Genomic DNA, 22,855 nt, shown 5'->3' on the forward strand with positions numbered 1-22,855 from the left:
TATCGTCGGAAATCGCCGCTGTTGAGCCGCTGACCGATCACGCCGCAGCCTCGACGATGCTGGGCAGAGCTACCACGCTCCGGCGGCGGCACGTCGCTGCTGCCGACGCCCACCTTTTCCGTCGTGACGTCGCCGCCCCGGTATCCGCTGCGCGCGTCGACGCAGCGCGAGCTCGTGCTGCAGACGCTCCGCAGAAAGCTTGCCCGGACCATGGATGCTCGTGCCATCCGGCCGTTCGATCGTGGTGGCCATCGCTGTGTCTCTCCTCGAGAATCTCGAAATTCGCCAGCGCCCAGTAGTACTCTTCGACGAGTACTGGGGCAACGGAATTTTCGCCCTCACCGCCGAGGACGAACGAACACCGAGTCGACGGCCACTTCGATAGGGGTTCCCGACATCATCACCACCCCTCGCCGTCGATAGCTCAGCGAGACTGTCTACCGCAGAACGTCACCTACCTCTCATGAGACAACCGATCCATTCGATCGGTCAACGGAATTCGGCCGGGCACCGCCGCAGTGGATCTCAGGCCGCAGCCGGTGCCCGACATCCGCATCGCACGGCACGCCCCTGCTCGTCGTCGGGAAGCCACCCGTACTCGTCGCAGTCGCCGCACTTCGGTTGGAGGACAAGGGGCGTCGGCAGCGACCGCCATAACGGCAACCATCCGTGCGCCAACCGCATCGGATTGCCCGGTCTGTGCACGGAATTCGCTGCCGCAACGAGAGCCGGCACACCATGCGTGGCGACGAGTGCTTCGATCGCCGCTGCCGCATCGGGTTTGAGGTAGACGAAGGTTGCGGTGAGTCCGGCCCGTCTGCAGGCTGCCGCAAGCTCGACCACCGCCGGACCGAGCGGTGCTTTCGTGACGCGCGGTGTGCGGTTGGTTTCCGTCCTTGGTGTATCGGTACTTGAAAGAGCGCCTGGGTCTCCGATGTCCGCGCTGCCGCGGGTCGGATTCTCAGGCGCCGGGTCGGTGACGGGACGTTCGTAGATGGTCTGGATGGTGATCCACTGGCCGAGCTCGTTCTGGATCTTCTCGCGTACCAGGTAGCCGAGGTCGGCGAGCTCGCGTAAAGCCGATCGGATGGCGTCGCGACCTTCTTTTGGTGACTGCGCCGCGATCGAGTCGGCGCGGGTGCGCCAGTCGTCGGGCTTGGACAGCAACCAGGCGAGCACGCCCCGTGCGCGGAAGGACAAACGCTCGTCGGTGATGACGGCATTGCTCAGGACGGTGAAGTTGGCGGCAAGGCGCGGTCCACGACGCACGCCGCCGGCCAGGGTATTCTGACCCACGTTCGACTCCTGTTCAGTCGGACATCCGGCCCGTCGGGAGTTGCAGCTCCTGGCGGGCCTTATTCGATTGTGGCCGCGCGGATCGGCGGCGTGCTGGCATCGTGCCACCGTCTGTACAAGGCGCGCAAGGAATCAAGCGGGGGGTGCTCGAATTTCGGTGTTCTCGACCTCGCTGAGCGGGGTCCGGAACACCGAATTTTCACCGGCGCTAGGGGGAAGCTTCGAACCGCGCCTCGACGTCGGCGGTGAGGGTGACGCGGTCGGGTTCGAAGACCAGCTCGGGTTCGGCGGACTCGGGTGCGCTCATCGCATCCGAGCGCAGCATCGCGGTGCGCATCATCGGAGCGCCGCCCGCATGGACGGGTGAGGGCTGGGAGCCGAGCATGCCCGGATCGGCGATGGCCACCGCACGAATAGTGTCGAGACCCAGCGACGTCGTGTACGCCTTCGCCTTGTCCAGGGCGTCGCGGACGGCGAGGTCGCGGACCTGTGCGAGTCGCTTCTTCCGGGCCTTGCGGGTGATCCACCACTGGAGATCGGCGACGGTGACCACCTCGAGTTCGGCGACCCGTTCGACGAACGCACCCACAGCGTCGAACTCGTGGAAGGCGACGGTGATCGACGCCGACGAGTTGTACACCCACGGGCGGTTCTTGCCCTCGCGGTTGAACGGGCGCCGCCGGCTGTGGCGCACCCGATCGAAGGTCCACCGCTTCACGGGGCTCGGGGTGCGCTTGCGCAGTTCGGTGATGAGATCGGTGATGGTGGCGACGGCCGCGGTCACCGGTTCGGCGGACTGCTTGCGCGAGGAGCCGTCGGCGTGCACCCGCAACACCACTGTGCACCGGTTGGGTGCGACGGTGCGCTCGGCGTGCCCGGTGACGGTGATCGTGACGGGAGGCTGGGTCATGCGCACGAGTGTGCCAGCGCGAGCCGTCCCCGTCGGGCAGACGGCACGTGCCACGGTCGGAACCGCCGAATCCGACCTTCCGGGCGTCGCATTCGTGCCACTCTGAAGTTGTCAGAAGTGAGAGGTGTGACTGGTGGGACGACTGGGTATCTGAGTTGTGTCGAACTAGCCAGTGTTCATGAAAGGACTGCACATGCTCGGACTCGGAATCCTCGGTTGGATCATCATCGGTGGTCTCGCCGGTTGGATCGGCAGCAAGATCATGGGCACCGACGCCCAGCAGGGCATTCTCCTCAACATCGTCGTCGGCGTCATCGGCGGCTTGATCGGTGGTTTCCTGCTGAAGGTCTTCGGCGTGGATGTCGAAGGCGGCGGACTGATCTTCAGCTTCCTGACCTGCCTCCTCGGCGCGGTCATCCTGCTGTTCCTCGTCAAGGCCGTCACCGGTCGAGGCGTGCGCCGCTGACCGCTCTGCGTCAACGAGGTCCCGGATCCACACGGATCCGGGACCTCGTTCATGTCGGGGGTCGTCTCGTCAGACCAGTTGATCGCGAAACCAACGTGGGTCGGGATTGGTATGCGACACGTCGCCGACGAACACCGTCGGCACCGTCTCGTTCCCGCCGTTGACTTCCCGGACCCGAGCGGCCGCAGCGGGATCCCGCCAGATGTTCACCCAGATCGCGCGACGCGCGCGAGTGCGCAGGGTGGCGCGCAACCGGATACAGAACGTGCACCCCGGGCGCCAGTACACCACCGGAACGCCGCGGGCTGCGGCGTCGCGACGGGCGGTGGCGTCGTCGACGTGATGGGGGAGGAACAGGGGAGAGACGACCCAGGCGAGGGCGAGGAGCAGTACTGCCGTCACCACCGAGGTCACGTCGAATGCGCCGGTGAGCAGAACGACGGCCGCGACGGCCACCATCGTTGCGGAAAGGATCCAGGTTCGCCACACCCCTGTGAGCCTAGTTCCGTCGAGCCCTACCGAAACCTGCCGAGTGAGACGCACGGCGGAACCCGCCCGACCTGCCGGTCTGCAGCCGGTCGAGATGGCGCGATAGCGTATTCGGTCATGGTCGTCACCGAGAGTTCACCTCCTGTATCCCCGCGGTTGGTCCGCTTGATGTTCATCCCTGCCGTAGGGGTGGCGCTCGTGCTGACTCTTCTCGCGGCGGCGACGGTGCCGATGCGCGACCGCCTGTATCTGTCCGTAGCCCAGACCGTCGAGGGATCCTTCCTCGGACCGCTCGCAGGTCTCGTCGCCGACAAGGGGTTGCTCGTCCTTGTCGCCTTCACCGGTGTGCTCGCGGCATGGCTGTGGCGGAACGATCGCCGCGGCTTCGGCACCCTCGCCGTCGGCGGCACCGGTGTCGTGGGTGCCTACCTGTCGAGCGAACTCGTCAAGCTCGTGGTGACGGAACCGCGACCGTGCCGCGCACTCGGCATCGAGACGGTGCTGGAATGCCCCGAAGTGGGTGACTGGTCCTGGCCGTCGAACCACTCCGTCATCGCGGCGTCGTTCGCCACGGCGTGTGTCCTCGCGGCTCCGCGTCTGATCTGGCTGGTCGCTCCGCTCGCCGCAGTGCTCGCCTTCTCTCGGGTGACGGTGGGGGTGCACTACGTCCACGACGTGCTGTCGGGTATGGCGCTCGGCGTGTTGGTGGTTGCGCTGGTCGTCGTGGTGCTTCTGCCGTTCGCGTCGCGGCTTCCGATCCTGTCGCGCGAGGCACCGGCGGTCCCGCCCACCGAGTAGGCGCACCGAATACAGCACACCGAATCCGGCTGTCGGCAGAGCAATCTGCAGGCAGCCGGATTTTTGTTCGCAAGTTGGACGGGGCGGGCGTGGTTCGTTACCGAGGTCCCTCGGTCGCTGCAGTGGACCCGGTTTGCACGACCATCGGCTCTGCATCGGGCCGGCGGTCGTTCTCGACGATCCGGACGACGTATCGGTCCCCGACCCGTCGGCCGAGTCTTCGCCTCATTTCGACTCTGTTCTTGCTCAGTGGGAGTACGACGGCGTCGAGTACATCAGCCGAGTGAGTCTCGAGGGCCGCGGCCGCACGGGAGAGACAGTCCGCATGGGGGTCGACGAGACGGGCAACTACATGCCGGTTCCCCGCACCGGTACCGAGAATGCGGTCACGGCGCTCGGTGCGGCTCTGGTGATTCTCGTCCTCGGCACCGTGGCATGCTCGCTCACGCTGTTCGGCGTCCACGTCGTGATGAACCGGCAGAGACTGTCTCGGTGGGACCGTAAGTGGCAGGAAGCAGGACGACTCCCGGGGTGGCCGATCGGGTGAACGTCGCGCAGCGCCCGTCGTGATGGTCATCGTTGTCGACCTCCGCGTTCGGGGTACTCGATGCGCATGAAGGATCGGGCCTGGGATCTCGCATACGCCGCCGGTTGGTGGGCGGTATGCGCGCTACCGGAGGAGCCGGCGAGGCGCTTGTTCGAGATGGCCGCGGATCGAGCGGCCCGAAACGGCGGACCGACCCAACTACGCCGCAACCTCGCTCGGGTGTTGTCCACCACTCCCGATCAGGTACCGGATGAACTCGTACGCGCGAGCCTGCGTTCGTACGCGCGATATTGGTGCGAAGCGTTCCGCTTGCCGTCGATGGATCCGGTACGGCTGGCCGAGACCATCGACTCCGCGGCCACCGGTCTCGAACATATCCATACGGCCGTCGCGCGTGGGCGCGGCGCAGTGTTGGCGCTTCCGCACAGCGGAAACTGGGACCTGGCGGGAGTGTGGATCGTACAGCGGATCGGCACACCGACCGTCGTCGCCGAGCGGCTGCAACCGGAATCGTTGTTCCGCCGCTTCGTCCGGTTCCGTGAAAACCTGGGTTTCGAGATCATCCCGCTCACCGGCGGCACTGTCCCACCGTTCGAACAGCTGGCCGTCCGGATCCGGGAGGGACGGTTCGTCGGACTCCTCGGTGAACGGGATCTGACGGGAACGGGCGTGCCGGTCACCTTCTTCGGCGAACCGGCCTGCACGCCGGCCGGCCCGGCCAAGCTCGCGATCGATACCGGCGCACCGCTGCTGCCGGTGCACTGCTGGTTCACTCCGGGCGGATGGGGATTCCACGTCGACGCACCGATCGATACCGCAGGCGGCGTCCACGCCACAACCCAGAGGCTGGCCGATCGGTTCGCGGCCGGTATCGCCGCGCATCCCGCCGACTGGCACATGCTGCAATCGGTGTGGACGGCCGACCGGCGGGACCACACACAGACACCCGGCAGGGAGTGACGACGCCGGTTCTCGCGGCTGGCCTCGTAGACCGTCAGAAGAAGTCGGCAGAGGTGATCTCGGCGCGGAAGAACTCGCCGTCCCCACCGGTACCCGTGTCCCAACTCGCGCGGATCCGCGAGGCGATCGTCATGCCGCCGAACCGGCGTTCGGCCTCGACCGCGACGATGAACGGATACCGGCCGAACTCATGATTGTCGGGGTTGCCCCACCGCAGCATCCGCACCCCGCACAATGCCCCGTCATCGGCGACATCCAGACGCACGGTCTCCTTGCGTCCATCCACCGTCCAGGTCGCCGAGGCGACGAATTCGTCGCCCCGCCACCGTGCGAGGGGAAATGTTGTGGGCACGAAAATGCTCTCCCCGGCCAGGCGACCGGCCGCACTGTCGCTGACATCCGGACCATCGGCAGACATCACCGGGATGATTCCCCCGATCCGCCAACGCATCTCGCCACACCCGTCGGTGAAACGATCGTACCCCGACACGGACAGCGGGCCGATCCGAGTGGTCGCAGCCCAGATGAACCCCGTCGCCGGAGCGAGGAGTTGCACGGCGGTGAACGGTCGCCAGGAGCCGAGTCTGATCTCCCCGGACATCTCCAACCGTGCAGCTGCGGCCATCGGCGTGCCCTCAGCGACGGCATGATCGATCCAACGCCGCGCAGCAGGTGGCAGGGATGCGGTCATTGCCGGCGCGAACCGCTTACCGGTGCCCTTGACCTCGGACAGAGCGCGCCAGTGTGCGCCGACATGATGAGCGGCGCACGGAACAGCTGGTGCACGGCCTATGCGCACGAATCCTCCACCGGTCGGCTCAGCCCTTGACGATGCTTCGCTCGGACTCGGTGCTTCATCGGTGGGGTGGGCCGATACTCGCTGATTCCAGCACATTATGCCCGGCCCCGTGTCCTTGCCGATGGAATAGTCGATCGTCGCGCTGTAGGAAATCTCGGTCGGTCGCGGGTGGCGTCGCGGGGTAGACGGTCGTCCGAGACGGAAGAGGTACACATGCGCGCCACGGGTTGAGGACGCCGATTGTGGGGATGGTGGCTTTCGTCGCTGGCGCGATAGTGGTAGCAGTCTCAACCGAACTAGGTTGCGCGGGCCGGGACGCGAGCGGTTCGGCGTCTCGGCGTCGCATAGCACGAATCGACTGGTCGGCTGAGGGTGTTTTACACGGCCGTTTCATATATGTCGGGCCGGAGGCAACGAATCCGAGTCGAGAGTAGAGCGGTTGCGCATCTGCTGTGTGCAGCATCCAACCGTGTCGTCCATCGCGCAGGCACACGACCTGGCTTCGCGACTTGGGCGCCGATTCTCGGAAGTCACCGACCCCGAGGGGTGTCGACTCGACGAATCCCGTTCCGTGTCACGCGAGGGCACGGGCAATGAAGCAGGAATTCGACGTCTCCTCCATCGTGCTTGTCGATCTCCCGCGGCATTGCTCGATGTCGGCGGAACGGGGCTTTCACCCGCCGACCGCTGACGTTGGCGACTTTCCAGATTACGCCCGGGACCGCGTATCTGGTGTCCGTGCTCCGGCGGCGAGGGGCTCGAATCGGGACCGAACCGGCACCGCGGCCGGGCCCGGTCGATCGGGACCACGGCCAGGTACGGTAACGACATTCGTCTCGAGGGGTAGGTGCTCACCCTGCAGAGCAGCGGCGGCTGCGGCGGGCCTTCGACGATCTCAATGACCCCGGCGCGAAAAGCGCCCGTTGCGGCGCACGATGTTCCTATCGTGGAGCGGTGACAGGAACCGAATCCGACAACCCCGCTACCGGTGATCTGCTCGATGTCTATCTACCGACCTACGATGTCGTGCTGACCGAACACCTGACGGTCGAAGCCGATGTGTCCGCCACCTACCGGGCCGCGCATGATCTGGATTTCCTGCGGGTCCGCACCCCATTGCTGACCGCGGCCTTCTTCGTCCGCGGACTGCCCGCCCGTCTCGCCCGCCGACCGGCGCCAACGCTGCCTGAGCTGCGCATGTTCGCCGACCCCTCGTCGGCTGGGTTACCCGGCTGGCTGATCCTGGGGCAGGTACCCGATCGGGAGATCGCCTTCGGTGCGGTCGGTAAGTTCTGGCAGCCCGACATCGAATGGCGCGACGTCCCTCGCGAGGAGTTCGCGGCGTTCGACGACCCAGGATGGGGAAAGATCGGTTGTCACTTCCTGGTGCGACCCAACGGCGCGAACCGCAGTGTGCTCAGCTACGAATGCCGCACGAGCACGACAGATCCGCGCTCACACAAGCAGATGATGCGGTACTGGTGGCTGATTCGGCCGTTCGTCGGTCACATCATGCGTGCCACCGTGCGCACCATCGCAGCCGATGCCCGCCGAGGCACCTGATTTCCCTTGTTCCACCCGGCAGCCACACACGGGGAAGCCCACGGTGCGCGTGGCGCGGACTCTGCTCACCGAGCCCTCATCGAGGCAAGGGGGCCATGCGGTTCTGAGGCCGGCATGCCGACCCGATTGCGCGGGATCGTCTCGAATCGCAAGGCCGAGAACCATCCCGATTCCCGCCCCATAAGCGATGCCGAGGCCCACAGCGTTGTCGAGGACACTGGGCTCGATTGCCATGTACCCGGACGATACGGCAGTGGGCGAGCAATCGGACTCCATGCTGCATCGACAGTCGGAGTCAATGGTCCACAGGCACGCGCATGATGGGACCGAAACGCGGCCGCACGAACCACCAGAGGCACCTGCGCGCCGTCCTGGACCGCAGATCGGGGGTGACCGCAGCATCCGTTGCCGACCGCACCGAAGCCGCGTCCGTAGGGACGCCTCATGAATGGGCGCCGATCTTGCCCCGATTCGCTCCGCACGTATCCCCTCGTGCTCGAGGAGCGGGGTTTGCGTATCGACCCGAAAGCTCTCCGGATCGTCCACGAGCGAGGTGCCGACATCCGGAGAGATGCGCGAGAGGCCTGATCCGGTACACCGATCCTCGGTCGTGCTCGGCAGCGTCGGGGCGGACACGGTCGCTGGTGCGGCGCATCGAGTGTGGACCAGAACGTCACAGACGCGGTGGTTCGCGGGTTGACAAATGGTCCGGGACCGACGAGGAGGCGGCCGGTCCTGGCGGTGGGGTGGTGTCGGCGCGCTCGCCCGGGTCGTGCGGGCCCTGGTCGAAGTGGAAGGGAGGATATTCGTCGCGCATGAGCGCGGCATAGGCCCACACGCGATATAGCCAGCGGTTGATGCCCATGACGAAGTCGAACAATCCCCGGGGATAAGTGCCGGTGAACAACACCGCCAGTGCCGCGAACAACACCAGCACGCCCAGCAGTGAACCGAACGCCCATGTGCCGTTGCCGGTGGCGTTGTCAGCACCGTTGCCGGTGACGATCCCGATGCTCCAGCCGCCGAGCCATCCGCCCGCCAGCACTGCGAGGACGAGGTAGTGGGGGATGGCCAGCAGCCACCACTTGATCAACACCAGTCCGCGGGAGAGTCTCTGGGGGTAGTCGACTTCGAGATCGGCCGGGTAGTCGGTGCGGTGCAGGCTGAACGGGGGGTAGCGGTCGGTGCCCAGCGCCGAATAGGTGTAGAACGCCACCCGCCAGTTCCAGCGCAACACCCCGACGTTGAAATCGAACAGGGCACGGGGATAGCGGCCTGTGACCACGATGGCGACCCCGGCGGCCAGGGTGGCGAACACGAAGGCGACATTCAGGAAGAACAGCACGAGGTAGTGCGGGATCGCGATGATCCATTTGACCAGCCACAGCCACCGGGACAGCGGTTCGTCCAGTTCTCCGCGCAGGTGCACCGGGTACGCCCGCACCTGGTGTTGCGGTGCCGGTGTGGGCGTGGCGTCGGCGGCACCGTATGCCGGCCGGTGCGCAGGTGGGGGTCCGTGACGGCCGAGTCCGATCGCCCCGGCGAGCAGCAGGGGCAGTCCGAGGATCAGCAACACCACGGCGCCGGCCAGCGCCCCCAGCGCGAGCGGTCCGAGCAGGTCGATGTGCGCCCCTGCCTGCAGGCGGACATCGACTCCCGGTGAGCCGTCGGCATTCATGACCACGACGGTCCAGCTTCCCTCACGTACCGGCCATTGGGCCTGCTGGGTTCCCGCCCCGACGGCGGTGGCGTCCCAGAAGGGTTGCTCATTCGGTGCTGCGGCGGGCTCGTCGCCGGGGATCTCCCGGTAGTCGGCGTCGAAGGGATCGAACTGCACCTCGGTGATAACGGTGTGCGCGACGTTCGCCAGATAGGCCTCGACGTCGCGGGTGGGGCCGATTCCGACGAAGATCTCACGCTCCGGTGCGGTGGCCGTGGCGCGCACGAGGAAACGGCCGATGTCCTGGGTGCGGAAACCGGGCGGGGCCGGTTCGTCGAGGAACAGATCCACACGTTCGGAGAGCAGCGCGCTGGAGGCGGTTCGGAACGTCTCGGTGGGGGTGGTCAGATATCCCTTGTCCCGCTGGATGACGTACAGCACCCCCAGGATCAACGCGGCGGCCCCCAAGAGCATGCCGAGCAGCGAGAGGATTGTGCCGACGACGAGCAGGACGACTTTGCCGGTCTTCACGGATTGGCCCTCCAGACGACAACGACGGTCGGGGGAGTCGTCGGGTCACTGGAGGAACGACTCCGGGACTGTGCACTGGTGCGGTGGGGCACGCAGAGGTGACGGCGCGGCGCCCTCGGCGGATTTGTCGGGGGCGTTGCCGGTGGTCGGTCCCAGCGTATGTCGCACAGGTCAGTGCCGGGAAGGGAACAACGGCTCTACCGAATCGTGCCCGGCGTTCGGTGGCCACCGGGCGCGCCCATGGAAGCGACCAATGGCTCTACAGCAACGGCGGTAGACGGTCGACACTGAGGACAGAACAACACCGAGGACAGGACAACGGATGTCCCGGAGAGTGTGATGAGTCGCAAGGATCCGGTAGTGATTCGATGGTGGCGCCTGCGGCCGTGGAGCCCGAATCCGCTCATGCGCGGCAGTGACCGGATCGAGACCGTCGCAGTGATCTTCATAGTGGCCGCCATGATGCTGCTCGTGCCCATTGCCGGTGCGATCGGAACCGTCTCGTATGCGCAGCTGACCGAACGATCACATCAGGCGATCACCGGGGCCCAGCAAGTGCCGGCACTCGTGGTCGACAACGATGCGGGTGCAATGCCGGTGCGGGACCCGGTATCCGAGACTTCGACAGGACTTGCCCCTGTTCTCGCGCGTTGGGAGGCGGCGGGCACAGAGCACACCGGTCGGGTGAGACTCGAGACCCGCGCCGAGGCGGGGGAGACTGTGCTCATCTGGGTCGATGAGGACGGCAACTACAGGCCGGCGCCGCGTACCGGAACGGAGAACGCGATCGCGGCGCTCGGAACAGCTTTGGCGTTTCTCGTCCTCGGAACGGCGGGATGCGCACTCGTCCTGTTCGGGCTGCACTGGGTGATGAACAGACATCGGATCGTGCGGTGGCAGCAGGAGTGGCAACAGGTGCGCCGTTCGCCGGGGTGGCACATCGGTTGAGGGCACCAAATGGCGCAATTCGGACCATGGGTGCGCTTCCCAAGTTGTCACCGGGATGCGCCAGGCGTGCTCGGCCGTTGGTAGGTCACTTCCCACGGCTGCGCTCCGTGGTCGACCGGGCGCCATCCGTCCCCTTCGATGCGGTGTTGTATTTCGGCGAGGCTGTCGTCCATCCCGGGTGCCCACTGGTCCTGTGGGGGTACCGTTCCCCATAGTCGGGGGACGGGGAAGGCGGCACCGCGGTAACGTGCTCGGCCGTCGACGACGCCGACGAACCGCATGTAGGCGTTACCCGACTGGGAGGACAGGGTCGCCAGAAGCGCGGCCCACCAGTGCCGGGCCCCGACTTCTTCCAGTTGGAGTCGCAAGGTCTCGGTCTCGGGAGACATGCATCGGTCCTGTCTGTCGCGTCGTCGTCTGCCGCGTGACCCAAAAGATCCGCATGTGTGCCGGTCCGGTGATATCTGCTGGTTACGGTGCTGTTGGGTCTGCGGCGTCGGCGAGGTGGTGGAACTGTTCGTGCAGAGCCGTGGTGAGCTCTTCGAGGTCGGGGACGAGATCCGGATCGACCATGATCGTCACCGTCAGTGTGCCCGCATAGGACAGTGCCACGAAGGCGACAGCGATGTTTCCGGTGCTGACGATCAGCGGCATGATCGAGGTGACCGGCGCGTGGGCGATCGTCAGCGGCGTGGGTGGGCCCGGCAGGTCGGACAGGAACGAATTGACCAGCCGCTGCCGGTCGATGAACCACCGGAACATCCCGGTGGCGGCCAGGGCCCGGAACCACGGACCCATCACCGCGGCTGACCCACCGCGCACGGTCGCCTTCTGCAGTCGGGTCCTGTGGGCCACGGCCACCAGACGCTGTGTCGGTGTCCCGACCAGCGGTACCCGCACGGGCATGACCCCGACCTGATTGCCCAACTGGCCACCGGCGGCAGCGCTACGAGCGGACACCGGTACCGAGATCACCAACTCCGACGGGCGCTCCCCGCGCCTGCGCAGGACCGTGGCCAGGGCGCCGCTGACGGCCACCAGCAGCACATCGTTGACCGTCGCCGCCCCGCATCGCCCCACCCGGCGGAGGGTCTCCAACTCCATCTCGGCCGTGCTGACCGCACGGCGAGCACCGGTGGGGGCATTGAACGAACAGCGAGGTGCACGTCCACCGGTGCCGCGCCCGAGTTCGGCCCACGCTGCCGGAATACGGGCGAGGGTCCATGGAAGATGGCGCAGCATCCGCAGACGTTCGGTGAGGTTGTCGACGAACAATTCCCGATTCCGGGGCCGCTCGGAAATCGAGACAGGGTCGTCGGTGGGTGCGGTGGTGTGCGGGCCATCGACGAGGTGCGCCAGAATCGCCAGACCTCCGATCCCGTCGGCCAGCACGTGGTGCAGCACCATCACCACCGCCACCCGGCCGTGGGGATCCGCGATGTCGGTGACGACGATCGCACGCCACGACGGCCGCGTTCGAGGCAATAGCCAGGTGAGCGCGTCCAGCGCCAGCGACAGGACGGCCTCCCGGTCGCCGGGAGCCGGGCACCGCACCTGCGACAGGTGGGCTTCGAGGTCGAAGTGCGCATCGTCGAACCAGTAGGGACGTCCGAGCCCGCAGCCCGGTTCGATCAAACGTTGCCGCAACCGCCCGATCCGGACGAGTCGCTCGGCGAGGACGGACCGCACCGTCGCCGGATCCGGGGTGTCGATGTCGGTCTCGGCGAGGAAAAGTACCGCACCGACGTGCAGTGGTACCGGTCCGACATCCGAGACGAGCTCGGTCAGATCACCTGGACCGATACGCTCTATCTGCTTCGATCCGATCACCTTTCGCGGACCGTGCGTGTGGTTGTCTGCGCCGGGGGTCATGGCGTCAGCCGACACGTACACCGGTCACACCGGGGACCGTCTCGGCGAGCGCGGCAACGACCCGACGTTCGGACTCCTCGGCGTCTGCGCCGGAAACGTCGACGCGGCCGTCGGTGACCGTCGCCGTCCAGCGATGTGGTCCTGCGTAGACGTCGAGACGGTGCTGAACCTCGTGCAGGATGCGGGTGTCATCCATCGTCAGCAACGACAGCAGATCGCGCCGTGTCACGATCCCGACGATCTTGCCGTTCTCGACGATCGGGATTGCGCGCAGACCGGAGCGCAGCATCGCGGAGGCGAGAGCACTGACCTCGGTCTCTGGGGTCATCGCCACCACCGGGCTGGTCATGGCATCGGCTGCGGTGCCCTCCGTTCGAGGATGGTTGTGGAACTTCTCGCGCAGCAGATCACCTTCGGAGACGATGCCGACCAGGTGTTCGTCGTCGACGACAGGCAGGGCGGTGAAGCCGGATTCGTCGGCGATGCGCAGGCAGTCGTCGATCGACGTCGTCGGGCCGACCGTGGTGACGGGGATGCTCATGATGTGCCGCGCGTGCATGCTCGTTCCTTCCGTCGACTCCAGCGTCACCGCCCTACGCGCTCGGGGGAAGAGTCGTTGGACCCCTGTCGTCGATTGCGGACCGACGTCCTTTCACCCCGCGATTCGATCCGAAGACCGCCCCCAGCGGCCTACCGTGAAACACATCCTGCCGTGCACGAGACAAAGCGCCCCTGCACTCGGCACGGCCACACTCCGGGGAGTCAACCATGGCCGAAGACAATCTGTGGGTACGACCGATCGCGGAGGTCGGCGCCGCCGACGCGCCGACGGTCGGTGGCAAGTCCGCCAATCTGGGTGAACTCACCCGGGCGGGGTTTCCGGTACCGCCGGCGTTCGCCGTCACCACCGATGCGTATCTCGACGCGATGGACGCAGCCGGCGTCCGATCCCGGCTGGCCGCCGAGGCGGTGCCCGCCGCCGACATCGACGACGTCACCCTGATCCGCACCTCCGCCGAGCTCGCCGCCCTGGTGACGGATTCGACCGTGCCGGCCGGGATGCGCGCGGCGATCGTCTCCGCCTACGAGAGCCTCGGTCCCGATGTGCCGGTCGCGGTGCGGTCGTCCGCTCCCGCGGAGGACGCCTCCGACACGTCGTTCGCCGGTATCCACGAGTCGTACACGAACATCATCGGCGCCGACGCGGTGGTGCGCGCGGTGCAGCGGTGTTGGGCGTCGTTGTGGTCCGAACGCGCCCGCACCTACCGAGGGCTGCGTGGGGTGGCCGACGAACCGTCCATCGCCGTGGTGGTGCAGGTGATGGTCAAGTCCGAGTCGTCCGGGGTGGCGTTCACCGCCGACCCGCGCACCGGTGAACTCGATCGCATCGTGGTCGAGGCGGCGCTCGGTCTCGGTGAGGTCGTCGTCGGCGGGCAGGTCGAACCCGACACCTATGTCGTGGCGAAGGACGGTTTCGCGGTGCTCGACGTGCACCTCGGTCATCAGGAATTCCGCATCACCTCCACCGACAGCGGGGACAGTCGCGTCGCCGTCGACCCCGCGCGCCGCACCCGGGTGCTCGACGACGAGCAACTCCTGCGCGTCGCGCGCCTGGCCGCCGGAGTCGAGGAACACTACGGGCGCCCCCAGGACCTCGAGTTCGCGTTCGCCAACGACGAGTTGTGGATCGTGCAGACCCGTCCGATCACCACCCTCGACAAGCCTGCGGCGGCGGGGAACGCGACGGCGGGACCGTCTGGAAACGGTGAGGCGCGACCGTTGCTGACCGGCCTCGGTGCCGGTCCCGGTTCGGCGACCGGACGGGTGCGGGTCCTTCATGAACTGGCGGACGGCACACGCCTGACCGACGGGGAGATCATCGTTGCCCCGATGACCCGCCCGGACTGGCTGCCGATCCTGCGGCGTGCCGGCGGCATCGTCACCGACGGTGGTGGTATCACCTGCCACGCGGCGATCGTCGGACGTGAACTCGGCAAACCTGTCGTGGTCGGTGCCCGGACCGCGACGATCGATCTGAGTGACGGGCAGCTGATCACCGTCGACGGCGACGCCGGGACGGTGTTCGACGGTGCGGTGCGTACCGTGGCCCGGCAACAGGCGGCGGGTCAGGGGCCTCCGATGGTGGTGAGCGACGCTGCAACGGTCACCGCGACGTCGGTGTATGTCAATCTCGCCACCCCCGACGCCGCGGAGGCGGTCGCCGCGACCGATGTCGACGGCGTCGGTCTGCTGCGCGCCGAGTTCATGATCACCGAAGCGCTCGCGGGGGAGCACCCCTCGCACATGATCGCGCAGGGTCGTCGCGACGAGTACGTGGAGAAGATGGCGGGTGGCGTCGCGCGGATCGCGGCGGCGTTCGCGCCGCGTCCGGTGGTGTATCGCGCGATCGATCTGCGCAGCAACGAGTTCGCCGATCTCGAGGGTGGTGAGGTCGAGCCCCACGAAGAGAACCCGATGATCGGCTACCGCGGGTGTTTCCGGTACGTGCGGGATCCGGAACTGTTCTCCCTGGATCTCGATGTGCTGCACCGGGTTCGGAGCACGCACCGGAACGTGCACCTGATGATTCCGTTCGTGCGCACCCGCTGGGAACTGCGGGACTGCCTCGCCCAACTCGACCGGCATCCGCTCGGCTCCGACCAGCGTATGCTGCGCTGGATCATGGCCGAGGTCCCGTCGGTCGTCTACTGGTTGCCGGAGTACGCGAAGCTCGGGATCCATGGCGTGTCCATCGGAACCAACGACCTCACGCAGTTGATGCTCGGGGTCGATCGGGACTCGGAGGTGTGCAAGGACCTGTTCGACACCCTCGACCCGGCGGTGCTCGACGCGATCGATCACATCATCGAGCGCGCGTCGGCCGCGGGACTGACGACGTCGCTGTGCGGTCAGGCCGTGTCGACGAGCACCGACCTGGCGGAACATCTCGTCCGGCGCGGTATCACCTCCGTGTCGGTTACGCCCGACGCCGCGGCGCAGACGAGGCGGACGGTGGCGCGAGCGGAGCAACGCATCCTGCTCGACCGCGCCCGCCGCGCGCAGGCGTGAAGATCGGCGCCCTCTACCCGGTGGGCACTTCGACAGAGCGTCGATACGTCAGATCCCATGCCTCGGATCCGAGAGCGACCTGTTTCCAACCGTCGTTTTCGATCTGCCGCTGCGGGTCGGCGAGACTCGCGCTCAGTCCCGGAGTCCACTTCTCCCACAAACGCGCCCCACCAATGCGAGCTCCGACCTCTTTCCGCTTCACCAGTAGGGTCTCGATGTCGTCGAGCATGTGAATGTCCTCCCCGTGCCTCGCTGACATGGTGGCACGCGAATGAATCCTTGTTCCGGTCAGTTGTCGGAGCGGGTCGCCGAAGTCCGAGACCCGGTGTCGGTGTCGGTGTCGGTGTCGTCCGGTCGAGCCGGGAAACGTGTGCGTGTCCGCGTCCATAGGGGTGCTGCGGCAGCGAGTTCCGCCGCAGTGGCGCTGCGGAACGGAGTCTCAGTGACCGGAGGGGCCTGGCGTCCCCGGCCGCGGGTGACGTACAGACTCGCAGCAACGGAGACGCCGATGATCGTGGTCACCACGGCCAACGAGATCGTGGTGGGGATGTAGAACACGTCGATCTTCAGTGCCATCTTGATTCCTACCCAGACGAGTACCAGCGCCAGGCCGACCTTCAGGTAGATGAAGCGGTGGATCAGATCGGCGAGAAGGAAGTACATCGCTCGCAGGCCCAGGATGGCGAACGCGTTGGCCGTGAATACCAGGAACGGAATGTCGGTGACCGCGAAGATCGCCGGAATGGAGTCGACGGCGAAGACGATATCGGTGACCTCTACCAGTACCAGCACCGCCAGCAGGGGAGTGGCCAGCAGTGTGCCACCGATCCGAACGAAGAACTTCTGCTCGTAGAAGGCGTCGGTCATCGGTACGTAGCGGCGGAACAGGCGTAACGTGCGCGAGCGTTCCGGATCGAGGTGCTCGTCGCGGCGGCGCAGCATCCGACAGCCGGTGACGATCAGAAACGCTGCGAACAGATACAGGATCGCCCCGAAACTGGCGATCAGCACCGACCCGGCAGCGATGAACAGACCACGGAAGACCAACGCTCCCAGTACCCCGAGGAAAAGCACCCGGTGCTGCAACCGGCGAGGAACCGCGAAGTACGTGAAGATGATCGCCCACACGAAGACGTTGTCCACTGCGAGGGATTTCTCGATCAGGTACCCCGCGAAGTACTGCCGGCCGAACTCCGCGCCGGCGTTGAGCCAGATCAGAACACCGAACCCGATCCCGAAGCCGACCCAGACGGCCGACCAGACCGCCGCCTCGCGTACCCCGATCACATGGGCGCAGCGGTGGGCGAACAGGTCGATCGCAAGCATGGCCACGATGAAGCCGAGCACCGCGGCCCACGCCCAGAACGGAACAGTCATCGACACACCTCCGGTTCATGATCAACCGGAGGTCTTTCCCGCCCGCCCGAGGCGGGCCCGTTCGCCGGGACCGGATCACCGGGCCGTCGTGACGACGAGACAGTTGGGGGATACTCCCCTCCATTGGAGACCAGTGAAGCCGATCCGGCGGAGTTCTGCAAGGAATCTCGTCGACTGCGTTCACGGTCGCCCCTGTCGAGACTCCGCAGCTCGGGAGACGGAGGAGGTCTGCCGCCTGAGCAGGACCGTCATGGCCCAGCCCGTCACCGCCGCCATGGCAAATGCCATGCCGACGCCGGCGACGAGTCCGATCGTCACTGCGAGAGCAGGGGATTGGTCGGGATGCCAGAGTGGTGGGGCCACCGCAAAGAAGACAGCGAGACCGACAAGCCAGCTGAGAGCGGTGGCGGGTATCCACCATGTCGCGCCGGAAAGATGATGGCGCAGTTCGAGCCATTGAGCGAGGCCGATCGATATCAGCAGGACGACAGGCCCCGCTCCGAAGAAGAGCACCTGCACGATCAGCGGCCAACTCGTCCACCACGCCGCGAGGGTGGAGGGCAACAGCCCGATCGCGTACGCCGACATCGCCGCTGCAGCTGTGAGCACCACCCATCTCCGTTTCGACAAATATGGCAATTGCCCGTGCAGTACCGTCGCCTGCGAGAGTCCCAGGATCGCTCCTTCCACGGCACCGGCGACCAGGAGCAAGGGAAATGCCGACGCGGAATCCCGCGTGAGGACACCGATGGCGGCAGGCACAGCGAAACCCACCGCTTCTCCTGCCGTCACCACCGCGATCCACCTCGCCAGCCAGCGTTTCATCGGTTGGTGCTTCATCGGCGTTGCGCTCCGTTTCGAGTCCGACGCCCCCATTTGGGGCAGCTCGTCGCATCCCCACACGATCACCGCCAGCGGGATCATCAGAGCCAGCAACCACAGCTCCGGCACCGCGGTACCGAAGACGGACTGCAACGGCGGACGAACCACGTCCTGCACCGTGTGCGGAGTATGCGTCCCAATATGCACCTGTGCAAGGACCTGTTCGACACGAGCGCGTGAATGCGGTGGACGACGATTTCCTACCGACGACATCGTTCTTCATGCGTGGCATCCCCGCCCGCCTGTCGGGCAAGGCTCAACCCCACCCTCCGGAACTGCGCTTGTTCGCTGACCCGTCGTCGGCCGGCCTGCCCGGATTGCTGGTCCTCGGGCGAATCCCGCGCACCATCGCCGTCGACGCGAAGTAACCACCAAACGGGATCTGTCGCGCGGGGACCGGCGAGGCGATGGTCATGCCCGGCAGTGAAACAGTCGTACCCCGCTACGGACGCGCGGCCGATCCGAGTTGTCGCAGCCCCGATGAACCCGGTCCTCGGAGCGAGGAGTTGGACGGCGGTGAACGGTCTCCGAGAACCGAGCCGGATCTGCCCGGACATCTCGAGTCGTGCGGCTGCGGCCCTCGGCGTGCCGCGTGGTCGATCCGGCGACGTGCAGCAGGTGGCAGGAGTGTGGTCATAGCTGGGGCGGACCGCTCAGCGGTGCCCTCGAGCTCGGACAGAGCGTGTCAGGGTGCGCCGATAGGACGGGCGACGCGAGCAATCGAGAGTGGCCGGGGCATGCGATACCTCCTCCGTATCGAGTGCCTTCTCCGTATCGAGACTCGATGCGACGATATGGCCGTTGGGGCAAAGTCTTTCACAACCGAACGGTGCCGATGACCGTCGCGTCCCGAAAGGGTGGTCGTGAACGGACGAGTATGTGGCGGGTGCGGCGAGACTGGTCAGCGCATGAGGCGAATCGTATGTCAGACTCGTGGCCATGAGCCGGGGCCGCATGTGCGGGTGGGTCCGGGAACAGGACGGTCATCGCCGAGCTTTCGGAGGGATGTATCCGATGGGGACCACTACACAGCAGTCGGTCAGGGCCGACCTGGTCATTCGGCCGTTGGGTCCGCAGGACGAGGGCGCCGTGCGAGCTTTGCACGAGCATCTCACCGAACATGACACCTATATGAGGTTCTTCACGGTGGCCCCGCGTCACGTCGACGAACTGGTGGAAATGCTGTGTCGGCAGGACGATAGGCATGTGAGCCTGGGGGCGTTCGACGATGGGACGGTCGTCGGTGTCGCGAACTACACCGTGCTCGATCCCGATCCTGGCTCCGCCTCCGATGGGGTATCGGCGGAATGCGCGGTCGCTGTCAGTCACCCCATGCAACATCACGGCATCGGAACCGCTCTGCTGCAACGTCTGGTCGGTATCGCCTGGGCACACGGGATTCGGCACCTGTCTGCATTCGTGCTCTCGGAGAACACCACGATGCTGCAGGTCCTTCGGGACATGGGCTGGTCGCGAAACGGCAGCGCGCCGGGACCAATCGTAGAAGTGAAGATCACCCTCGCCGATGCGCGCAGTGACGGAGGCTTCACAGCCTCGGTGGACCGCTCCGCTCCCTGAACCGACACCGAGAAGATTCCATCGTTCAGTCCGCGCGGTCCCTCATGCGCGCGTGCGCGAGTGCCCACCGGACGGTGTGCAACGAGGCGATGAGGCGCTGTGTCCCGGACACGGTGTTCTCGACTCCGGTCCAACGGTCGCACGTCCCCCAGAATCTGCCGAAGCACAGTGGTCCTCGGCAGTGGAGTGAACGACCTGTCAACGGTGGGTTCGTAACCACCAGCGGAAGGCCTCGTCGCATCCCCACACGATCACCGGCAGGGGGATCAACAGTGCCAGCAACCACAGTTGCGGCACCGCGGTACCGAAGACGGATTGCAACGGCGGAAGAACTACGACGGCTGCCGCGAACACGATTTCGAAGGCGATGCCCCACAGCAGCATCGGATTGGTAGTCAAGCCGATACGGATGAGGGAGCTGCGGCTGGTACGGGCAGCCATGGCGGTGCCGATCTGACAGGCCACGATACCGAGGAAGGTCATCGTTGTTGCCTGCTGCCAGGTGTGGTGCAGTTCACCCGTGCTGGTGTCAGCGCCGAAGGTCCATCCGCCGATGTGCAGGGTGAGCAGGAACAATGCCATCACCAGGACGGCGGAGATGCCACCGAGCAGCCCCCAGGCCCGGGCGAGCATGGGGCCGTCGATCACCGGCTGCGACCGGGGCCGAGGGGGGCGTCGCATCAGGTCCGGTTCGGCGTTCTCCCGACCGAGCGCCAACGCCGGAAGAGTCTCGGTGCCGAGATCGACCGCAAGGATCTGCATGATCGTCAGCGGCAGGGGGATCGCGCCGCTGGTGAGGGCATAGGCGAGGAACGGCACGACCTCGGGGGTGGCATGCGCGAAGATGTAGACGATGAACTTGCGGACGTTGTCGTAGACACGACGGCCCGCTTCGATGGCCCCGACGATCGAGGCGAAATTGTCGTCGACAAGGACCATCACCGCGGCTTCGCGTGCGACATCGGTGCCCGAGCGTCCCATCGCCACCCCGATATCGGCCTGCCGCAAGGCCGGCGCATCGTTGGCGCCGTCGCCGGTCATTGCGACGATATGCCCCGATTCCTGCAGAGCGTCGGTGATGCGTAGTTTCGACTCTGGGGAGCTACGGGCGAAGACGATCTCGTCGTCCCCGGCCAGGGTGGCGTCGAGTTCCCGATCGGACATCGCGTCCGCTTCGTCTCCGCCGATCACCCGCAGACCCCGGTGCCCGATGTGCACGCTCTCGGCGATCCCCCGGGCGGTGAGCGCATGATCGCCGGTGACGACGATCAAGCGGATTCCCGCCGAATGGCAGCGGTCCACGGCCTCGGGGACCTCGGGGCGGGGCGGATCGATCATCGCGGTGATCCCGAGCAACGTCGAACCCTGCTCTGCCTGATCCCGGGTCAGATCTGCCGGAACTTCGGACGGTCCGAGAGGGCGTTCGGCGATCGCCAATAGTCGCCGACCTCGTCGCGCCCAATCGGCGATGATCGCCTCGATCGTAGTGCGATCGGCGTCCGTCAACGGTCTGGTGCCGGTGGCTTCGGCGAGATGGGCGCAGCGGGCGAGGACTTCCTCCGGGGCGCCTTTGGTGTGTACGACGACGGTGTGGCCGACACGATCGATCGTCGACATCCGCCGCAGCGCGGGATCGAAGTGGAACTGCGTCAGCCTGCCGTCCTTGTCGCGGCGGGGTTTGATGTCGAGACGCGCGGCGGCTTCGAGCAGTGCGAGTTCGGTCGGATCACCGATACCGGTGTCCGTTTCGTGTTCCCCGATGCGCGTGGTGCCCACGGCTGGTGCCGGTTCCGCGTTACTGCACCACACCGCCGCCCTCAGTAACCGCTCCGCGACCGGATCCGGCACGGACAATTCAGGGAGAGAGTCGAAGTCGACGATCCCCTGACTGGTCCACACCTGCGTTACGGTCATCCGGTTCACGGTCAACGTCCCGGTCTTGTCGGTGCAGATCACACTCGTCGAACCGAGCGTCTCGACCGCCGAGATCCGCTTGACCAGTGCACCTTGCCGGGCCAACAGGCGCACGCCCACGGCCAGCGCGAGAGTGATCGTCGGAAGTAGTCCTTCGGGGACATTGGCGACGATCAATCCGATCGCGAAGGTCACCGAATCACCCAGAGACAGTCCGGCCAGCAGCGTGCCGAGTGGAATGAACGCCGCACCCATCCCGATGGCCACGACGGCGATCAGACAGGCGACCCGCTTGACCTGCCTCTCGAGGGGACTTTCCTGATGGCCGCCGCGCTGGGACAACGCGGCGATCCGGCCGAGTTCGGTGTTCATACCGGTGGCGAACACCACCGCCGTCGCCTCCCCGGTGACGCACGTCGTGCCGCTGAACACCAGATCACGGGCGTGGATCAATGGGACATGACTGTCGGCGCTGTCCGCGCTCACCCGCACCGGCGCCGATTCCCCCGTCAGTGTCGAGGCGTCGATTTCGGCGACGCCGTCGAGCAGACGTGCATCGGCGGAGACCCGGTTTCCCTCGGAGACCACGATGACATCACCGGGTACCAGCTCCCGCGCGTCGATCTCCGTTTCGATGTCGTCGCGCAGAACCCGGGCACGCTGGGGCAGATAGGCGGCGAGCGCCTCGACGGCCTGATCGGCGTGGCGTTCCTGCACGAACGCGAACGCGGCGTTGAGGGCGATCACCACCAGGATCGCCGCCCCCAAGGGAGCCGATCCGGACACCGCCGCGAGCACCGCCGCGATCCACAGCAGCAAGGCGAGCGGATGGACGAGTTGCCGGCCCAGTGCCCGCCACCAGCCTTCGCGGCGGCGGCGAACCAGCTCATTGAAGCCGGACACGCCCAGGCGCCGTTGCGCTTCGCGAGTGGACAAGCCGGTCCGGGACGAGCGGAGATCCCGCAGTAGGCGATCGAGAGATTCGAGGGGATCGACGGGCACATCGTGTCCGGCTGTGTCGGTCGTCGGGTCGCTCATCGGCTTCATCCCTGCAGGACCGCTCCTATCGCGTGGGCGTGGACAGATCTGCACCTTCCCGATCTCGTTACAGGGCCTTGGAGGAAGTGTCCTCCTGCTCCTGTGTCGGTGCCGTCGAACCGACAGAACCGAGGTACTCACCGCACAACGGAGGGGGT

22 protein-coding genes are annotated in these 22,855 nt (G+C 66.4%); 9 read left to right on the forward strand and 13 right to left on the reverse strand.

Annotation, left to right across the window (positions count from 1 at the left end; all coding sequences use genetic code 11):
- Nucleotides 1-69: 69 nt before the first annotated feature.
- The 3 genes from LPH33_RS12475 to LPH33_RS12485 all read right to left on the reverse strand — a co-directional run bounded on the left by LPH33_RS12475 (nt 70) and on the right by LPH33_RS12485 (nt 2,206).
- On the reverse strand, nt 70-252 hold the full coding sequence (locus LPH33_RS12475) for a hypothetical protein (protein WP_186455177.1): 183 nt from the start codon (nt 250-252) through the stop codon (nt 70-72).
- 273 nt (nt 253-525) lie between these two features.
- Nucleotides 526-1,296 carry a helix-turn-helix domain-containing protein gene (locus tag LPH33_RS12480; RefSeq protein WP_145692033.1) on the reverse strand — a complete coding sequence of 257 codons (771 nt, stop codon included), beginning with the start codon at nt 1,294-1,296 and terminating at the stop codon, nt 526-528.
- 208 nt (nt 1,297-1,504) lie between these two features.
- Nucleotides 1,505-2,206, reverse strand: a complete 702-nt coding sequence (locus LPH33_RS12485) for an SIMPL domain-containing protein (protein WP_145692032.1) — start codon at nt 2,204-2,206, stop codon at nt 1,505-1,507.
- Nucleotides 2,207-2,399: 193 nt separating this feature from the next.
- Between LPH33_RS12485 and LPH33_RS12490 the strand changes: the two genes are divergently transcribed.
- Nucleotides 2,400-2,672, forward strand: coding sequence for a GlsB/YeaQ/YmgE family stress response membrane protein (locus LPH33_RS12490; RefSeq protein ID WP_019289453.1), 273 nt, complete (start codon nt 2,400-2,402; stop codon nt 2,670-2,672).
- A 69-nt stretch (nt 2,673-2,741) separates the two neighbouring features.
- On the opposite strand, the gene LPH33_RS12495 is transcribed toward LPH33_RS12490, so the two are convergent.
- Nucleotides 2,742-3,161, reverse strand: coding sequence for a glutaredoxin domain-containing protein (locus LPH33_RS12495; RefSeq protein WP_145692031.1), 420 nt, complete (start codon nt 3,159-3,161; stop codon nt 2,742-2,744).
- Nucleotides 3,162-3,359: 198 nt separating this feature from the next.
- Between LPH33_RS12495 and LPH33_RS12500 the strand changes: the two genes are divergently transcribed.
- The 3 genes from LPH33_RS12500 to LPH33_RS12510 all read left to right on the forward strand — a co-directional run bounded on the left by LPH33_RS12500 (nt 3,360) and on the right by LPH33_RS12510 (nt 5,466).
- Nucleotides 3,360-3,959 (forward strand): phosphatase PAP2 family protein, encoded by a 600-nt coding sequence (locus tag LPH33_RS12500; RefSeq protein ID WP_229568203.1) that lies wholly within the window; start codon nt 3,360-3,362, stop codon nt 3,957-3,959.
- Nucleotides 3,960-4,284: 325 nt separating this feature from the next.
- Nucleotides 4,285-4,506, forward strand: coding sequence for a hypothetical protein (locus LPH33_RS12505; RefSeq protein WP_229568205.1), 222 nt, complete (start codon nt 4,285-4,287; stop codon nt 4,504-4,506).
- Nucleotides 4,507-4,566: 60 nt separating this feature from the next.
- Nucleotides 4,567-5,466: a phosphatidylinositol mannoside acyltransferase gene (locus LPH33_RS12510; protein ID WP_229568207.1), complete on the forward strand. Its 900-nt coding sequence runs from the start codon at nt 4,567-4,569 to the stop codon at nt 5,464-5,466.
- A gap of 34 nt (nt 5,467-5,500) precedes the next feature.
- On the opposite strand, the gene LPH33_RS12515 is transcribed toward LPH33_RS12510, so the two are convergent.
- Complete coding sequence (locus tag LPH33_RS12515) at nt 5,501-6,265, reverse strand: DUF6920 family protein (protein WP_229568209.1); 765 nt, start codon at nt 6,263-6,265, stop codon at nt 5,501-5,503.
- 954 nt (nt 6,266-7,219) lie between these two features.
- On the opposite strand from LPH33_RS12515, the gene LPH33_RS12520 reads away from it, so the two are divergent.
- Nucleotides 7,220-7,828 (forward strand): hypothetical protein, encoded by a 609-nt coding sequence (locus tag LPH33_RS12520; protein ID WP_229568211.1) that lies wholly within the window; start codon nt 7,220-7,222, stop codon nt 7,826-7,828.
- A gap of 673 nt (nt 7,829-8,501) precedes the next feature.
- Here LPH33_RS12520 and LPH33_RS12525 read toward each other — a convergent pair.
- The gene (locus LPH33_RS12525) at nt 8,502-10,019 is read right to left on the reverse strand and encodes a DUF4389 domain-containing protein (RefSeq protein WP_229568213.1); all 1,518 of its coding nucleotides are present in this window, start codon (nt 10,017-10,019) and stop codon (nt 8,502-8,504) included.
- Between the two features lie 360 nt (nt 10,020-10,379).
- Between LPH33_RS12525 and LPH33_RS12530 the strand changes: the two genes are divergently transcribed.
- Entirely contained in the window at nt 10,380-10,967 is a 588-nt protein-coding gene (locus LPH33_RS12530; protein ID WP_229568214.1) for a hypothetical protein, read from the forward strand.
- Nucleotides 10,968-11,014: 47 nt separating this feature from the next.
- Here LPH33_RS12530 and LPH33_RS12535 read toward each other — a convergent pair whose 3' ends face one another.
- From LPH33_RS12535 to LPH33_RS12545, 3 genes are all read right to left on the reverse strand, one after another.
- Nucleotides 11,015-11,356, reverse strand: coding sequence for a hypothetical protein (locus LPH33_RS12535; RefSeq protein ID WP_016696365.1), 342 nt, complete (start codon nt 11,354-11,356; stop codon nt 11,015-11,017).
- Nucleotides 11,357-11,438: 82 nt separating this feature from the next.
- Nucleotides 11,439-12,839: a wax ester/triacylglycerol synthase domain-containing protein gene (locus LPH33_RS12540; protein WP_229568216.1), complete on the reverse strand. Its 1,401-nt coding sequence runs from the start codon at nt 12,837-12,839 to the stop codon at nt 11,439-11,441.
- A gap of 4 nt (nt 12,840-12,843) precedes the next feature.
- Entirely contained in the window at nt 12,844-13,398 is a 555-nt protein-coding gene (locus tag LPH33_RS12545; RefSeq protein WP_229568218.1) for a CBS domain-containing protein, read from the reverse strand.
- Nucleotides 13,399-13,607: 209 nt separating this feature from the next.
- On the opposite strand from LPH33_RS12545, the gene ppsA reads away from it, so the two are divergent.
- On the forward strand, nt 13,608-15,908 hold the full coding sequence (gene ppsA / locus LPH33_RS12550) for a phosphoenolpyruvate synthase (RefSeq protein WP_229568220.1): 2,301 nt from the start codon (nt 13,608-13,610) through the stop codon (nt 15,906-15,908).
- A 13-nt stretch (nt 15,909-15,921) separates the two neighbouring features.
- Here ppsA and LPH33_RS12555 read toward each other — a convergent pair whose 3' ends face one another.
- From LPH33_RS12555 to LPH33_RS12565, 3 genes are all read right to left on the reverse strand, one after another.
- Nucleotides 15,922-16,137: a hypothetical protein gene (locus LPH33_RS12555; RefSeq protein ID WP_145692022.1), complete on the reverse strand. Its 216-nt coding sequence runs from the start codon at nt 16,135-16,137 to the stop codon at nt 15,922-15,924.
- A 59-nt stretch (nt 16,138-16,196) separates the two neighbouring features.
- Nucleotides 16,197-17,285 (reverse strand): TerC family protein, encoded by a 1,089-nt coding sequence (locus LPH33_RS12560; protein ID WP_145692021.1) that lies wholly within the window; start codon nt 17,283-17,285, stop codon nt 16,197-16,199.
- 180 nt (nt 17,286-17,465) lie between these two features.
- On the reverse strand, nt 17,466-18,236 hold the full coding sequence (locus tag LPH33_RS12565) for a hypothetical protein (RefSeq protein WP_229568222.1): 771 nt from the start codon (nt 18,234-18,236) through the stop codon (nt 17,466-17,468).
- Between the two features lie 116 nt (nt 18,237-18,352).
- Here LPH33_RS12565 and LPH33_RS12570 point away from each other — a divergent pair, with 116 nt between their 5' ends.
- Entirely contained in the window at nt 18,353-18,535 is a 183-nt protein-coding gene (locus LPH33_RS12570; RefSeq protein WP_183070702.1) for a hypothetical protein, read from the forward strand.
- A gap of 571 nt (nt 18,536-19,106) precedes the next feature.
- A complete protein-coding gene (locus LPH33_RS12575; protein WP_229568224.1) occupies nt 19,107-19,745 on the forward strand; it encodes a GNAT family N-acetyltransferase in 639 nt (212 codons plus the stop codon).
- Between the two features lie 198 nt (nt 19,746-19,943).
- Here the strand turns inward: LPH33_RS12575 and LPH33_RS12580 are convergent, their stop codons facing one another.
- A complete protein-coding gene (locus tag LPH33_RS12580) occupies nt 19,944-22,838 on the reverse strand; it encodes a cation-transporting P-type ATPase (RefSeq protein ID WP_324256233.1) in 2,895 nt (964 codons plus the stop codon).
- Nucleotides 22,839-22,855 lie beyond the last annotated feature (17 nt).

Source organism: Rhodococcus sp. RDE2 (assembly GCF_020885655.1).
Classification (GTDB): domain Bacteria; phylum Actinomycetota; class Actinomycetes; order Mycobacteriales; family Mycobacteriaceae; genus Rhodococcus; species Rhodococcus pyridinivorans.

Bases quoted from the DNA above. Each gene is read 5' to 3' on its own strand.
- LPH33_RS12475 (WP_186455177.1), bottom strand. From the start codon at position 252: ATGGCCACCACGATCGAACGGCCGGATGGCACGAGCATCCATGGTCCG.
- LPH33_RS12485 (WP_145692032.1), bottom strand. From the start codon at position 2,206: ATGACCCAGCCTCCCGTCACGATCACCGTCACCGGGCACGCCGAGCGC.
- LPH33_RS12490 (WP_019289453.1), top strand. From the start codon at position 2,400: ATGCTCGGACTCGGAATCCTCGGTTGGATCATCATCGGTGGTCTCGCC.
- LPH33_RS12505 (WP_229568205.1), top strand. From the start codon at position 4,285: ATGGGGGTCGACGAGACGGGCAACTACATGCCGGTTCCCCGCACCGGT.
- LPH33_RS12510 (WP_229568207.1), top strand. From the start codon at position 4,567: ATGCGCATGAAGGATCGGGCCTGGGATCTCGCATACGCCGCCGGTTGG.
- LPH33_RS12535 (WP_016696365.1), bottom strand. From the start codon at position 11,356: ATGTCTCCCGAGACCGAGACCTTGCGACTCCAACTGGAAGAAGTCGGG.
- LPH33_RS12540 (WP_229568216.1), bottom strand. From the start codon at position 12,839: ATGACCCCCGGCGCAGACAACCACACGCACGGTCCGCGAAAGGTGATC.
- LPH33_RS12545 (WP_229568218.1), bottom strand. From the start codon at position 13,398: ATGCACGCGCGGCACATCATGAGCATCCCCGTCACCACGGTCGGCCCG.
- ppsA (WP_229568220.1), top strand. From the start codon at position 13,608: ATGGCCGAAGACAATCTGTGGGTACGACCGATCGCGGAGGTCGGCGCC.
- LPH33_RS12555 (WP_145692022.1), bottom strand. From the start codon at position 16,137: ATGCTCGACGACATCGAGACCCTACTGGTGAAGCGGAAAGAGGTCGGA.
- LPH33_RS12560 (WP_145692021.1), bottom strand. From the start codon at position 17,285: ATGACTGTTCCGTTCTGGGCGTGGGCCGCGGTGCTCGGCTTCATCGTG.
- LPH33_RS12575 (WP_229568224.1), top strand. From the start codon at position 19,107: ATGAGCCGGGGCCGCATGTGCGGGTGGGTCCGGGAACAGGACGGTCAT.